This is a genomic window from Vibrio sp. 1641 (assembly GCF_033339995.1).
Lineage (GTDB): Bacteria > Pseudomonadota > Gammaproteobacteria > Enterobacterales > Vibrionaceae > Vibrio > Vibrio alginolyticus.
On sequence record NZ_JAWOVP010000006.1, the window covers coordinates 112,675 to 127,452 of the forward strand.

General features: G+C 46.7%; 12 protein-coding genes. All 12 read left to right on the forward strand.

The genetic code is table 11. The features are described from left to right. Positions 1-5: 5 nt before the first annotated feature. The 12 genes from ftsL (at position 6) to ftsZ (ending at position 14,702) form a co-directional block, all read left to right on the forward strand. The gene (ftsL, locus tag R7Z47_RS14475) at positions 6-323 is read left to right on the forward strand and encodes a cell division protein FtsL (RefSeq protein ID WP_005387405.1); all 318 of its coding nucleotides are present in this window, start codon (positions 6-8) and stop codon (positions 321-323) included. Continuing rightward, entirely contained in the window at positions 320-2,113 is a 1,794-nt protein-coding gene (locus R7Z47_RS14480; protein WP_086046525.1) for a penicillin-binding transpeptidase domain-containing protein, read from the forward strand. The genes ftsL and R7Z47_RS14480 overlap by 4 nt, the downstream gene beginning before the upstream one ends. Positions 2,114-2,175: 62 nt before the next feature. Next, positions 2,176-3,657: a UDP-N-acetylmuramoyl-L-alanyl-D-glutamate--2,6-diaminopimelate ligase gene (gene murE, locus R7Z47_RS14485; RefSeq protein WP_262601998.1), complete on the forward strand. Its 1,482-nt coding sequence runs from the start codon at positions 2,176-2,178 to the stop codon at positions 3,655-3,657. Beyond that, entirely contained in the window at positions 3,654-5,018 is a 1,365-nt protein-coding gene (locus R7Z47_RS14490) for a UDP-N-acetylmuramoyl-tripeptide--D-alanyl-D-alanine ligase (RefSeq protein WP_005372928.1), read from the forward strand. Before murE ends, R7Z47_RS14490 begins: the two co-directional genes overlap by 4 nt. Then, entirely contained in the window at positions 5,018-6,100 is a 1,083-nt protein-coding gene (mraY, locus tag R7Z47_RS14495) for a phospho-N-acetylmuramoyl-pentapeptide-transferase (protein ID WP_005372931.1), read from the forward strand. The genes R7Z47_RS14490 and mraY overlap by 1 nt, the downstream gene beginning before the upstream one ends. Before the next feature lie 39 nt (positions 6,101-6,139). Beyond that, positions 6,140-7,453 (forward strand): UDP-N-acetylmuramoyl-L-alanine--D-glutamate ligase, encoded by a 1,314-nt coding sequence (gene murD / locus R7Z47_RS14500; protein ID WP_053306876.1) that lies wholly within the window; start codon positions 6,140-6,142, stop codon positions 7,451-7,453. An 18-nt stretch (positions 7,454-7,471) separates the two neighbouring features. After that, positions 7,472-8,668, forward strand: coding sequence for a cell division protein FtsW (gene ftsW, locus R7Z47_RS14505; RefSeq protein WP_005372933.1), 1,197 nt, complete (start codon positions 7,472-7,474; stop codon positions 8,666-8,668). Then, entirely contained in the window at positions 8,655-9,722 is a 1,068-nt protein-coding gene (gene murG / locus R7Z47_RS14510) for an undecaprenyldiphospho-muramoylpentapeptide beta-N-acetylglucosaminyltransferase (protein WP_054576662.1), read from the forward strand. Before ftsW ends, murG begins: the two co-directional genes overlap by 14 nt. A 23-nt stretch (positions 9,723-9,745) precedes the next feature. After that, a complete protein-coding gene (gene murC / locus R7Z47_RS14515; protein ID WP_005387395.1) occupies positions 9,746-11,203 on the forward strand; it encodes a UDP-N-acetylmuramate--L-alanine ligase in 1,458 nt (485 codons plus the stop codon). Positions 11,204-11,395: 192 nt separating this feature from the next. Then, a complete protein-coding gene (locus R7Z47_RS14520; RefSeq protein ID WP_005387393.1) occupies positions 11,396-12,178 on the forward strand; it encodes a cell division protein FtsQ/DivIB in 783 nt (260 codons plus the stop codon). Then, positions 12,171-13,433 carry a cell division protein FtsA gene (gene ftsA, locus R7Z47_RS14525; RefSeq protein WP_005372946.1) on the forward strand — a complete coding sequence of 421 codons (1,263 nt, stop codon included), beginning with the start codon at positions 12,171-12,173 and terminating at the stop codon, positions 13,431-13,433. The genes R7Z47_RS14520 and ftsA overlap by 8 nt, the downstream gene beginning before the upstream one ends. Before the next feature lie 30 nt (positions 13,434-13,463). Then, positions 13,464-14,702 (forward strand): cell division protein FtsZ, encoded by a 1,239-nt coding sequence (gene ftsZ, locus R7Z47_RS14530; protein ID WP_017633617.1) that lies wholly within the window; start codon positions 13,464-13,466, stop codon positions 14,700-14,702. Positions 14,703-14,778: the final 76 nt, after the last annotated feature.

The window sequence follows — 14,778 nt, forward strand, 5'->3', positions numbered from 1 at the left end:
TTATTATGACGAAACCCACTCCTAATCTTGCTAAGTTGATTGCAACAGATCTCCTCACTGTTGGTCGCTGGCCATTACTGTTGTTGCTATTGATCGTGGCATCGGCAATGGGAGTGGTATTTGCTACCCACCATGCGCGTCAAGCGATCACCGAGAAAGACCATACGTTGGTTGAACGAGAACGATTAGATAGCGAATGGCGTAACTTAATGTTGGAAGAAACTGCCCTCGCGGAACACAGTCGTGTTCAAGACCTTGCCAAAAAAGAACTTGAAATGAAACGACCTGATGGCGATAAAGAAGTGGTTGTCACGCTCAAATGATTAGAAAAAAATCCAACACGAAACAAGCCAATAAGCGTAAACCTGTAGCAAAAGAGAAAGCGGCTACGGGGGATAAGAAAACCGATAACAAAGCAGTGAAAGTGGCGGTCGAAGAATCTTTCTTGATTCGTTGGCGCTTCCATCTATTACTGTTTTTTGTTTTTTGTGCATTTGCCCTTTTGGTGGCACGCGTAGCCTACATCCAAATCATTGAGCCAGATAACCTGATTAAACAAGGTGACCTACGTTCGGTTCGTGTTAAATCCATTCCTTCTGCTCGCGGTATTATTTCGGATCGAAATGGTGAGCCGCTTGCTGTCAGTGTACCGGTTGAGGCGGTTTGGGCAGATCCTGCCACGATATTTAAAGAAAACGCGTTAAGCCAGACCAAAAGTTGGCATGCATTAGCGGATGTTCTTGGTATTGACCGACAAGGGTTAATAGACAAAATCAAGCGCAATGAAAAACGCCGCTTTATCTACTTGCAGCGCCAGGTCAGTCCGGCCATGGCGAACTATATTCGTGAGCTAAAGCTGCCAGGTGTTGGCCTTAAGTCGGAATCTCGTCGTTATTATCCTGCAGGTGAGGTTAGTGCTCACTTAGTCGGTGTAACAGGCATTGACGGGCATGGCCTAGAAGGTGTGGAGCGTAGCTACGATGAGTGGCTCACTGGCGCGGCGGGTAAGAAAACTATTCGTAAAGACCGTTATGGTCGTGTTGTGGAAAACATTGCTTGGCAAGACAAGCAAGAAGGTAAATCACTTCAGTTAACCATCGATCAGCGCCTACAGGCGATTGCGTATCGTGCGATTAAGCAAGCCGTTGCGGACCACCGCGCCACTTCAGGTTCCGTTGTCATGTTGGATGTAAAAACGGGCGCCGTATTGGCCATGGTTAATGCTCCTTCTTACAACCCTAACAATCGTAGCGATTGGCAAAGCTATCAAATGCGTAACCGAGTGATCACGGACTCAATGGAGCCCGGTTCGACCATTAAGCCTTTCGTTATTTTAGCCGCCTTAGAAAATGGGATAGCCGATAAAGATACCATCGTAGATACCGGTAATGGTGTCCTACGTTTAGGTGGTAGTCGAGTCAGAGATGTCTCTCGCGTAGGTAAAGCGAGCTTGACCACGATCCTTAAAAAGTCGAGTAATATCGGTGTGACGAAGCTAGCAATGCAAATGCCGGTAGAGGCTCTTCTTGGGCTGTACAGTTCAGTGGGTTTTGGTGAGCTTTCTGGCCTAAACCTAGTTGGGGAAGTGACGGGTATTTTTCCTACACGAACTCGTTGGTCGCCAATTGAGCGCGCCACGATTGCGTTTGGTTATGGTCTATCAATTACACCAATCCAGCTAGCCCATGCTTATGCGACGCTTGGAAACCTTGGCAAATACGAGCCTATTCATATTATCGAAAGCAATGATCATGACATGTCACGTCAAGTGGTGAGTGCGAAGTATGCGCGTCAAGTATTAGACATGTTGGAAACCGTAACTCAAAAAGGGGGCTCGGCTCGCAGAGCGGCAGTTCCTGGTTATCGAGTGGGAGCGAAAACGGGTACATCACGTAAAGCTTCTGCCGGTGGGTACAGCGACGAGTACATCACCTACACGGCTGGGCTTGCTCCGGTTAGCGATCCGCGAATTGCTTTAGTAGTGATCGTAAACGAGCCTCAAGGTGATGACTACTATGGTGGTTCGGTAGCGTCTCCTGTTTTCTCTGAAATCATGAAAGGCGCGCTACAAATACTCAATGTTGCACCTGACGAAAACAAATTCCAACAGTAAGCCCTGTGGTTTACTGAGCAAACAAAATTAAGAAAACCTGAGCCAAAGCTCGGAGAACAAATATGACTAAAGCCATCAGTATGGACGTGCTGCTTTCCCCTTGGGTGGATTGCCCTAGCTTATCGTCCGTTCTTGTTTCTGAATTGGAGCTCGACAGCCGAAGAGTTCAACCTGGAACCACGTTTGTAGCAGTGATTGGCCATGTTGTGGATGGGCGTAAATTCATTGCCTCTGCAATTGAGCAAGGTGCAAATGCAGCCCTGGCGCAAGCCTGCGATGTCAAAACACATGGTACGGTGGAAATCATTGATGATGTTCCCGTCATTTACATCGATAGGTTGGACCAACGTTTATCCGCAATTGCTGGAAAGCTCTATGCTTACCCTAATATGGATTTGATTGGTGTCACCGGCACCAACGGCAAAACCACCATTACCCAGTTAATAGCGCAATGGCTAGAACTGCTTGACCATAAAGCGGCGGTAATGGGAACAACAGGAAATGGCTTCCTCAATAACTTGCAACAAGCTGCGAATACAACGGGGAATGCCGTTGAAATTCAGAAAACGCTCTCCTCTCTCGCAAATCAACAAGCCACATACACCGCGCTAGAAGTATCTTCCCATGGCCTGACGCAAGGTCGTGTCAAAGCACTATCATTTGCGGCGGGCGTGTTTACTAACTTAAGTCGTGACCACTTAGATTATCATGGCACGATGGAAGAGTATGCCAATGCAAAGCTTGGGTTGTTCACGCAACACCAATGTGAACGTGCCATTATCAATGTTGATGATGAAGTAGGTCATCAATGGGCGTCGCAGTTAAGTAATGCGATCGCTGTTTCGCTCAAGCCGAACACTGAATTTGAAAGCGCAATTTGGGCGACGGAAGTCAGTTACGCGGAGTCAGGGATTACTATTAAGTTCGATGGTAAATTTGGCTCAGGTGAATTGCACGCGCCATTGATTGGTGAGTTTAATGCAACCAACTTAATGCTCGCTTTTGCGACCTTATTAAGCTTAGGTAAAGAGAAACAAGCGTTACTCGAAACTGCAGGTCAACTGCAACCCGTACTCGGCCGAATGGAGTTATTCCAAACTGAGGATCGTGCCAAAGTCGTGGTCGATTATGCCCATACTCCTGATGCTTTAGAAAAAGCGCTGCAAGCTTTACGAGTTCATTGTGAAGGCCAGCTGTGGGCTATTTTTGGCTGCGGTGGTGATCGCGATGCAGGTAAGCGCCCGATGATGGCGGAAATTGCAGAGCGACTAGGTGATAGAGTGGTGTTGACTGACGACAATCCACGCAGCGAAGATCCGGTTCAGATTGTGAAAGATATGTTAGCTGGGCTGTCAAAACCTGCTGAAGCGATTGTTCAGCATGACCGCTTCAAAGCGCTGTCTTATGCCATTGAGAATGCTTCGCCAAACGACATTATCTTGTTAGCTGGAAAGGGCCATGAAGATTATCAGATTCGTGATGGCGAAACGATTCATTACTCCGACCGCGAGTCCGCAATGCAACTTTTAGGATTGACCTCATGATCAAAGTAACGTTATCTCAAATTGCAGACATCACTCGTGGTGAGCGATTCGGCGACGAGCTACTTATCGACGCGGTTTCTACTGATACACGAACGATTGAGCGTGGGGCTTTATTCGTCGCGTTAGTTGGGGAGCGCTTTGATGCGCACAACTTTTGCCAACAAGCGGTAGATGCAGGTGCCGGTGCTTTACTCGTAGAAAAACGCTTAGATGTGAATGTGCCGCAAATTGTGGTGTCGGATACCAAACTTGCATTGGGTGAGTTTGCTTCTTGGGTGCATCAAGCATGCAAAACACCTACCGTTGCCATCACCGGAAGTTGCGGTAAAACGACCGTAAAAGAAATGGTTGCGAGTATCCTGCAATTGAAAGGCAAAGTGTTATTCACGGCGGGTAACTTCAATAATGATATTGGTGTTCCGTTGACATTATTGCGCTCACAGCAGGATGATGATTATGCCGTGATTGAGCTTGGTGCTAATCATATAGGTGAAATTGCTTACACTACTCAGTTAGTAAAACCAGATATCGCGTTAGTGAACAATGTAGCAGCCGCTCACCTTGAAGGCTTTGGTTCTATCGATGGCGTGAAACAAGCCAAAGGTGAAATTTACCAAGGCCTTTCAGCTGGTGGTATTGCGATTGTTAACCTAGACAGCAATGGTGAAGCCAAGTGGGATGAAGTGTTAGCAGATAAGAAAGTCATTACTTTTTCACAAAGTAATACTGATGCAGACTTCTTCGCTTCTAACATCGTATTGAACGCCGCAGGTGAAGCAAGCTTTGACTTACATATCGCAGCAAGCTCACAAGAAATTGAACTGTCTCTGGGTATTATAGGTCAACACAACGTTGCGAATGCCATCGCTGCTTCTATTATTGCGTTACAAATGGGCGCCACATTAGAAGAGGTTCGCGCTGGCCTTAAACATTTGAACAAAGTGAAAGGTCGCGTCGAGGTTGAAGCGCTGAGCGAAAAGATAAAATTGATTGACGACAGCTACAACGCGAGCGTGCCAGCCATGAAAGCGGCAGTTGATTTATTGGCCGCTTTCCCAGGTCAACGCTGGCTGATTTTAGGTAATATGGCGGAATTGGGCGAGGAAAGTCTTGCACTTCATCGTCAAGTCGGGGAACATGCTGCCCCACAAAAATTTGAACATGTTCTCACATATGGTGCAGACGCCAAGGTGATCAGTGATCTTTGCCAAGGCATTCATTTTGAGACGCACCAAGAGATGATTGAATACATCAAGCAGCATCTAGACCAAGCCGTTCCTGAAAACCATACGATATTGGTGAAAGGAGCGAACGGTGCACGTATGTTTGAAGTCGCTGCTGCTTTGAAGGAGTATTATTAATGATTATTTGGCTTGCCGAGCTGCTACAGCCATACCTGTCTTTTTTCCGATTGTTTGAATACTTGTCTTTTCGAGCAATCCTAAGCGTATTAACCGCTCTAGGTCTGTCATTATGGATGGGACCAATCATGATCAAGCGTTTGCAAATGCTGCAAATTGGTCAGGTAGTGCGTAACGAAGGTCCTGAATCTCACTTTAGTAAGCGTGGTACCCCAACAATGGGCGGTATCATGATCTTAGCGGCCATCTCAATCACGATTTTGCTATGGACAGACTTATCCAACCCTTACGTATGGGCGGTACTGACAGTCTTACTTGGCTACGGTGCGGTCGGATTTGTTGATGATTATCGTAAAGTGGTGCGAAAAAATACCGATGGCTTGATCGCGCGTTGGAAGTACTTCTGGCAGTCGTTGATCGCGTTTGTCGTCGCTTTCGCATTGTATGCTTACGGTAAAGACACAGCAGCAACTCAGCTAGTGGTGCCATTCTTTAAAGACATCATGCCGCAGCTTGGTTTGATGTATATCATTCTGACTTACTTTGTCATTGTAGGTACAAGTAACGCGGTCAACCTGACTGATGGTCTAGACGGTTTGGCAATCATGCCAACGGTTCTTGTTGCAGCAGGCTTCGCGGTTATTGCATGGGCGACCGGTAACGTTAACTTCTCTGAATACCTTCATATACCATACTTACCGCATGCTTCTGAGTTAGTTGTCGTATGTACAGCAATCGTAGGTGCAGGCCTTGGTTTCTTGTGGTTTAACACTTACCCAGCACAAGTGTTCATGGGCGATGTAGGTTCACTAGCGCTTGGCGGTGCATTGGGCACCATTGCTGTTCTAGTTCGTCAAGAGTTGGTGTTAGTGATCATGGGTGGCGTATTTGTAATGGAAACGCTATCAGTCATCCTGCAGGTAGGTTCTTACAAATTACGTGGTCAGCGCATTTTCCGTATGGCACCAATTCACCACCACTACGAATTGAAAGGTTGGCCAGAACCTCGCGTAATCGTGCGCTTCTGGATTATTTCTATGGTTCTTGTTCTGATTGGTCTTGCGACATTGAAAGTGCGTTAATCGCACTTTCCAAGAATAAGATTTACAGTGTGATCAAATATGGAACGTTGGCAAAACATACATAGTGTTGTCGTCGTAGGGCTCGGTATTACCGGGCTCTCTGTCGTTAAACACCTAAGAAAAAATCAGCCACAACTTGTGGTCAAAGTCATTGATACTCGTGTAAACCCTCCAGGTGCAGAGCGCTTGCCGGAAAGTGTTCAACTGCATAGTGGTGGTTGGAATACAGACTGGCTTTCTGACGCGGATCTTATCGTGACCAACCCTGGTATTGCGCTAGCGACACCAGAGATCCAAGCCGTATTAGCAAAAGGTACGGCAGTAGTAGGTGATATCGAGTTATTCGCTTGGGCGGTGCAGAAACCGGTGATTGCGATTACGGGCTCAAACGGTAAGAGCACAGTAACCGACCTCACAGGTGTGATGGCTGAGGCTGCAGGTTTGGATGTTGGCGTTGGTGGTAACATCGGTGTGCCTGCACTGGATTTGTTAGAACAAGACGCAGACCTATATGTACTCGAACTCTCGAGCTTCCAGTTAGAAACGACGTCAAGCTTAAAGCTCAAAGCCGCTGCGTTTCTGAATCTTTCTGAAGATCATATGGATCGTTATCAAGGCATGTCTGACTATCGACAAGCTAAGTTGCGTATTTTTAACCATGCTGCTCTTGCAGTCGTGAACCGTGATGATCAAGAAACCTTCCCAGACGCAGAGATGCCATTGGTGACATTTGGCAGCGACAATCAGGACTTTGGTCTCGAGGTGGATGGCAACCGTACTTGGCTGCTCGATCACGGTCAACGAGTTGTCGCAAGTGATGAGCTTAAGTTGGTTGGTAAGCACAACTTATCTAACGCTCTGGTTGCTTTAGCGCTATTAAAAGCTGCGGACGTAAACTATCACAAAGCATTGAATGCACTTAAAAATTACACGGGACTGACACACCGATGCCAGGTGGTTGCGGATAATCAAGGCGTCAAATGGGTGAATGACTCTAAAGCAACTAATATTGCCAGCACTATGGCTGCGCTATCTGGTTTGGAATCGACAGGCAAGCTCTACTTACTCGTTGGTGGTGTTGGCAAAGGTGCTGACTTCTCGCCATTAAAACCGATCTTCGCGACGCTTAACTTGCAACTGTGTTGCTTTGGCGCTGATGGCGATGAATTTATGCCACTGCATGAATCTGCAATACGTTTCGACACTATGGAAGATGTGATTCAACAAGTATCTTCGCAGTTAAAACCAGGTGATATGGTGATGCTGTCTCCTGCATGTGCTAGCTTTGATCAATTCGACAACTTTATGGCAAGAGGTGATGCTTTCGCTGCTCTTGCTCAGAAATATGCATAATTAAAGGTTACACACTTCGTGGGTTTAGGTAACGTTAAACGCAGTATTGGCAATTGGCTCAAGCATCCAGCTCCAGAGGCGATGTTTGATCGTCAGTTAGTGTGGATTGCACTGGGTTTGATGTTGACTGGTTTGGTCATGGTAACCTCTGCATCATTTCCAATCAGCTCTCGATTAACGGAACAGCCGTTCCACTTTATGTTTCGTCATGCGACGTTTCTCGTGCTGGCGTTAGGGACCTCCGCTGTTATTTTGCAAGTGCCTTTGCAAGAGTGGTTTAAGAAGAGCCATTACTTACTTTGGGCTTCTTTCGCACTGTTGATCATCGTGCTCTTGGCGGGTAAGTCGGTTAATGGTGCGTCTCGTTGGATTCCCCTTGGGCTGTTTAACCTTCAGCCAGCGGAAGTCGCGAAGCTATCGCTGTTTATCTTCATGTCTGGTTACTTAGTTCGAAAGCAAGACGAAGTACGACAAACGTTCTTTGGTGGCTTTATGAAGCCAATCATGGTGTTTGCCTTCTTCGCAGTATTACTACTTGGTCAGCCAGACTTGGGGACGGTGGTCGTGATGCTGGTCACGCTGTTTGGCATGCTTTTTATCGCAGGTGCAAAACTAACCCAGTTTCTCGCCTTAATGGTGGCAGGTATCGGCGCTGTGGTAGGTTTGATTCTCGTCGAGCCATACCGTATGCGACGTGTAACCTCCTTCCTTGACCCGTGGGAAGATCCATTTGGCAGTGGCTATCAGTTGACTCAGTCTTTGATGGCGTTTGGTCGTGGTGAATGGTTCGGTCAAGGTCTCGGTAACTCAATTCAAAAACTGGAATATCTACCGGAAGCGCATACCGACTTTGTGTTTGCCGTACTTGCTGAAGAGCTTGGTTTCGTAGGCGTAGTGCTGGTCTTAATGCTGATTTTTAGCTTGGTGCTAAAAGCGGTTTACATCGGCAAGCGTGCATTTGAAGAAGGCGAAATGTTCGGAGGTTATCTGGCTTTCGGAATTGGTATTTGGTTTGCGTTTCAAACCTTGGTTAATGTTGGAGCCGCCGCCGGTATTGTTCCAACTAAAGGTTTAACACTTCCACTCATCAGTTATGGTGGTTCTAGTCTAATAATTATGTCCGTCGCAGTGTCCATATTACTGCGTATCGATTACGAATGCCGCTTGAAACGCGAGCAACAACAATCAGAACAACAAGCTAATGAAACAAAATAAACGTTTGATGGTGATGGCTGGTGGTACTGGCGGTCACGTATTCCCAGGTTTGGCGGTAGCAAAACAGCTTCAAGAGCAAGGTTGGGAGATCCGTTGGTTAGGTACGGCGGATCGAATGGAAGCGGATTTGGTGCCAAAACATGGCATTGAAATCGACTTTATCAAAGTGAAAGGGTTACGAGGTCAAGGCGTTAAACGTCTTCTTGCAGCACCATTTCAAATTATCAATGCCATTATGCAGGCTCGTGGTCACATGAAACGCTGGCAGCCAGACGCAGTGCTTGGTATGGGCGGTTATGTTAGCGGCCCGGGTGGTATTGCCGCTTGGATGAGTGGTATTCCTGTTGTTCTGCATGAACAAAATGCAGTAGCAGGTTTAACGAACCAATGGTTATCGAAAATCGCTAAGAAGGTTTTTCAGGCTTTCCCAGGCGCTTTTCCAAATGCCGAAGTGGTTGGGAACCCAGTTCGTGAAGACGTGACTCAATTAGCAGCGCCAACTGAGCGCATGCAAGAGCGCCAAGGTCCAATTCGCATTTTGGTGATGGGTGGCAGCCAAGGCGCACGTATTCTTAACCAAACTCTGCCAGAAGTGATGTCGAAATTGGGCGAAGATTACTGTATTCGTCATCAAGCGGGTAAAGGTTCTGCCGAAGAAGTGAACGCAGCATACCTAGCTAATGGTGTGGTAAAGGCAGAAGTAATGGAATTCATTGATGACGTTGCAGAAGCTTACGCATGGACTGACCTTTTAGTTTGTCGCTCTGGAGCGTTAACTGTTTCTGAAGTCTCGGCGGCAGGTGTAGGCGCTATTTTTGTTCCATTCATGCACAAAGACCGCCAGCAAGCACTTAATGCAGACCACTTGGTGGATTGCGGCGCGGCGAAAATGATTGAACAACCAGATTTAACCGTTGAGTCTCTGACTCAGCAGATCCAACAATTGGATCGCCAAGCTTTACTTACAATGGCTGAGCAAGCGCGTGGCGCTGCAAAATTGAATGCTGACCGAGTTGTCGCACAAGCCATTGTCGCTTTGACCGAAAAGCGTTAACCGAATTATTGAGAATAGAATTGATGACAATCCAACATACACAAGACTTAGCTCAGATTCGCGCAATGGTGCCAGAGATGCGCCGCGTGAAATCCATCCACTTCATCGGTATTGGTGGTGCGGGCATGAGCGGCATTGCAGAAGTGCTGTTGAACGAAGGCTACCAAATCACAGGTTCTGATCTATCAGAGAACGCTGTGACAGAGCGTTTGGTATCAAAAGGTGCGACGGTATTTATCGGTCATCAAGCCAGTAATGTAGAAAAAGCCAGTGTGGTTGTTGTGTCAACGGCGATCAACGAAGAAAACCCAGAAGTGATGGCGGCACGTGAATTACGCATCCCTATTGTACGCCGCGCAGAGATGTTGGCTGAATTGATGCGATTCCGTCACGGTATTGCCGTTGCGGGTACACACGGTAAAACCACGACGACCGCTCTTGTTACTCAAATCTATTCTGAAGCCGGTCTTGATCCAACGTTTGTGAATGGCGGTTTGGTGAAAAGCGCAGGTACAAATGCGCGTCTAGGCTCGAGTCGTATTCTAATTGCAGAGGCAGATGAAAGTGACGCGTCATTCCTGCACTTGCAACCAATGGTGAGCATTGTTACCAATATCGAAGCCGATCATATGGATACCTATGGTGGTGACTTTGAAACCTTAAAGCAAACCTTCATCGACTTCCTTCATAATCTACCGTTTTACGGCCAAGCAATTGTTTGCATTGACGATCCTGTGGTTCGAGAGTTAATCCCACGTATTAGTCGTCAAGTGATAACTTACGGTTTTTCTGAAGATGCCGACGTACGTATTGAAGATTATCGTCAAGAGGGGCAGCAAGGCAAATTTACGGTAGTACGTAAAGGGCGAGCTAACTTAGATATCACGCTGAATATTCCAGGTCGTCACAATGCATTGAATGCGTCTGCTGCGATTGCGGTTGCTACTGAAGATGACATTGAAGACGATGCGATCCTAAAGGCAATGGCTGGTACGCAAGGTACGGGAAGACGTTTTGATCACCTTGGCGAGTTTGATACTGGCAACGGCCATGCAATGCTTGTTGATGATTACGGCCATCATCCCACAGAAGTGGATGTAACCATTAATGCAGCACGCAGTGGTTGGCAAGACAAGCGTTTGGTGATGATTTTCCAACCGCACCGTTATAGCCGTACTCGTGATTTATACGATGATTTCGCGAATGTGCTTGAACAGGTAGATGTATTGATCATGCTGGATGTTTACGCAGCGGGTGAAAAGCCGATTGCAGGGGCTGATGGGCGCGCTTTATGTCGCACAATTCGCAGCCGAGGCAAGGTAGATCCGATTTTTGTTCCAGAAATCGAGCAATTACCTTCAGTTTTAGCTAACGTTATACAAGACGGCGACCTAATCTTAACGCAAGGTGCGGGTGATATTGGTAAAGTGGCGAAACAGCTGGCAGGTCTTAAATTGAATATAAACAAGATGCTTGGCTGACACATATTGTTGACGCGAAGGACAGATAAAGACTCAGATCTCGATTTTGCGTCAATATCATTGTGATTTATTGCTATCAGTGTTTGATAGTTTACAAGAGCTCAGTATAATCCCAAGGTTAAAGTCAAGACTTTTACCTCTGCGTAATTATATGGGTAAAAAGTACACGACAAAAGTCAGGAAACGAAGACGTTGTTGAATATTGCACTGAATGACGAGCGACCAAACACGGGTAACAACCGTGGTCGCCAAGAAAAAATCTTGGGTGCGTTATTTTTCGTTGTGGTTGTGACTTTAATTAGTTCTGTTTTGTACGCGGCGATCAGTTGGATGTGGGATGACCAAAGGTTACCTCTCTCCAAAATAGTACTTCAGGGGAAACTGGAGTATGTCCAAGCTGACGATGTGCAGGCTGCATTTAGTCGAATTGATCACATCGGTACATTTATGTCTCAGGATATTGATGTATTACAGCAAAGTGTCGAAGCTCTGCCATGGGTAGCGCATGCCGCAATCCGAAAGCAGTGGCCGGATACAGTAAAAGTTTTTTTGACGGAGCATCAACCAGAAGCCATTTGGAATGGCAACGAACTGTTAGATAAAAACGGGTTCGTTTTTGATGGAGATGTTGCTCTGTTGCAAGAAGAAAAAGTGAAGCTGTACGGACCCAAAGATAGCGGGCCGGAAGTCTTACAGACTTACCGTGATTTGAGTCCTAAGTTTCAGCAATTGGGTTTAGCGATATCGTCTCTGGTATTAAACGAGCGACGAGCTTGGCAAATCATCCTTGATAACGGTATTCGATTAGAGCTCGGTAAAGAGTCTCTTCTTGAGCGTATAGAGCGCTTTTTTAAGCTCTATAACAAGCTTGGCAGTGACACGCAAAGAATCAGTTATATCGATCTTAGGTACGATACAGGAGCCGCAGTTGGTTGGTTCCCTGAACAAGAGTTAGAAGAGAGTACAGATGACTAAGGCCGCTGATGACAACATTATTGTTGGTCTTGATATAGGCACTGCAACCGTATCGGCTCTAGTGGGTGAGGTTTTACCAGACGGTCAAATTAATATTATTGGCGCAGGTAGTAGCCCCTCACGCGGCATGGATAAAGGTGGCGTGAATGATTTGGAGTCGGTTGTAAAATCAGTACAACGTGCAATTGATCAAGCTGAATTAATGGCAGAGTGCCAGATCAGCCGAGTCTTCATTTCGTTGTCTGGTAAGCATATCGCAAGCCGAATTGAAAAAGGTATGGGCACGATTTCTGATGAAGAGGTGTCTCAAGAAGACATGGATCGCGCTATCCATACCGCAAAATCGATTAAAATCGGTGATGAACAGCGAATTCTTCATGTGATCCCGCAAGAGTTCACCATTGATTACCAAGAAGGAATCAAAAATCCGCTTGGTTTATCTGGGGTAAGAATGGAAGTGAGTGTCCACCTTATCTCATGCCATAATGACATGGCACGCAACATTATTAAGGCGGTAGAACGCTGCGGCCTTAAAGTAGAACAACTCGTATTTTCTGGGCTTGCTGCTAGTAATGCAGTAATCACCGAGGATGAAAGAGAGCTTGGAGTTTGTGTGGTTGATATTGGCGCCGGCACGATGGATGTGGCCATCTGGACTGGCGGTGCGTTACGTCACACAGAAGTATTTTCGTACGCAGGAAATGCTGTAACCAGTGATATTGCTTTTGCTTTTGGCACGCCAGTGAGCGATGCTGAAGAAATAAAAGTCAAATATGGCTGTGCTTTGAGTGAACTGGTCAGTAAGGATGACACGGTTAATGTACCAAGCGTAGGTGGACGACCATCACGTAGCCTGCAACGTCAAACGTTGTCAGAAGTGATTGAGCCACGCTACTCTGAGCTTATGGGACTGGTTAACCAAACTATCGACTCTGTACAAGCAAAATTGCGCGAAGAGGGTATCAAGCACCATCTGGCTGCGGGAGTTGTACTCACCGGCGGTGCTGCGCAAATGGACGGAGTGGTAGAATGTGCGGAACGCGTATTCCGCAATCAAGTAAGGGTCGGCAAACCGCTCGAAGTCAGCGGATTAACTGACTATGTAAAAGAGCCGTACCATTCTACGGCAGTTGGATTACTTCATTACGCAAGAGACATGCAGTCTAGCGACGATAGCGATTATAATGAACCTAAACGCTCATCTGTAACTGGCTTTTTCGATAAATTGCGTAACTGGATACAAAAAGAGTTTTAACCTGAGTTGCAGGATAAACGGAGACAACACATGTTTGAACCGATGATGGAAATGTCTGACGATGCAGTAATCAAGGTCGTTGGGGTTGGTGGCGGCGGTGGTAACGCCGTTGAACACATGGTGCGTGAATCCATCGAAGGTGTGGAATTCATCAGCGTCAACACTGATGCGCAAGCACTTCGTAAGACAAGCGTTGGCAATGTTATTCAGATCGGTGGTGATATCACTAAAGGTCTGGGTGCAGGTGCTAATCCACAGGTTGGCCGTGACGCAGCTCTCGAAGACAGAGATCGAATTAAAGATTCCCTGACTGGCGCCGATATGGTGTTTATCGCAGCTGGTATGGGTGGCGGTACCGGTACTGGTGCAGCGCCTGTTATTGCTGAAGTGGCTAAAGAGCTTGGCATTCTAACAGTAGCGGTAGTAACTAAACCGTTTAGTTTTGAAGGTAAAAAGCGTTTGGCATTTGCTGAGCAAGGTATCGATGAGCTGTCTAAGCATGTTGACTCTTTGATCACGATTCCAAACGAAAAGCTACTTAAAGTACTTGGTCGTGGTGTAACACTACTAGAAGCTTTTGCAAGCGCTAACGATGTTCTTAAGAATGCCGTTCAAGGTATTGCTGAGCTAATTACTCGCCCTGGCATGATCAACGTCGACTTTGCGGACGTAAGAACTGTAATGTCTGAAATGGGTCACGCAATGATGGGTAGCGGCATCGCCAAAGGTGAAGACCGTGCTGAAGAAGCGGCTGAAATGGCAATTTCTAGCCCACTTCTGGAAGACATCGATCTAGCGGGCGCTCGTGGTGTTCTTGTCAATATTACTGCTGGTCTGGATATGCGTCTTGACGAGTTTGAGACGGTTGGTAATACAGTGAAGGCATTCGCTTCTGACAATGCGACTGTTGTTATCGGTACTTCTCTAGACCCTGATATGACTGACGAAATCCGCGTAACAGTTGTAGCGACAGGTATTGGTAATGAGAAAAAGCCAGATATCACGCTAGTTGCGGGTGGTAAAGCTAAAGTGGCACCGACGCCGCAAGCTCAACCACAGCAACAAGCAGCGGCAACGCAAGCTGAAGAAAAACCGGCACAGACCTTGCAAAATAATCAAGTGCAAGAGAAGCCACAGGTAACTCCTCAGCCGACAAACACTGCTCCTTCTTCTCCAGCTTCGTCGAGCCAAAGTTCTGCGGCTCCAAAGCAAGAAAAGGAAAGTGGTTATTTAGATATACCGGCATTTTTGCGTCGTCAGGCTGATTAATCTTTAACCCATAAATTTGACATGGCTCAAAATTATGGTAGCATTCATGGTCGACGTTACAGACGGCCGTGTTTTG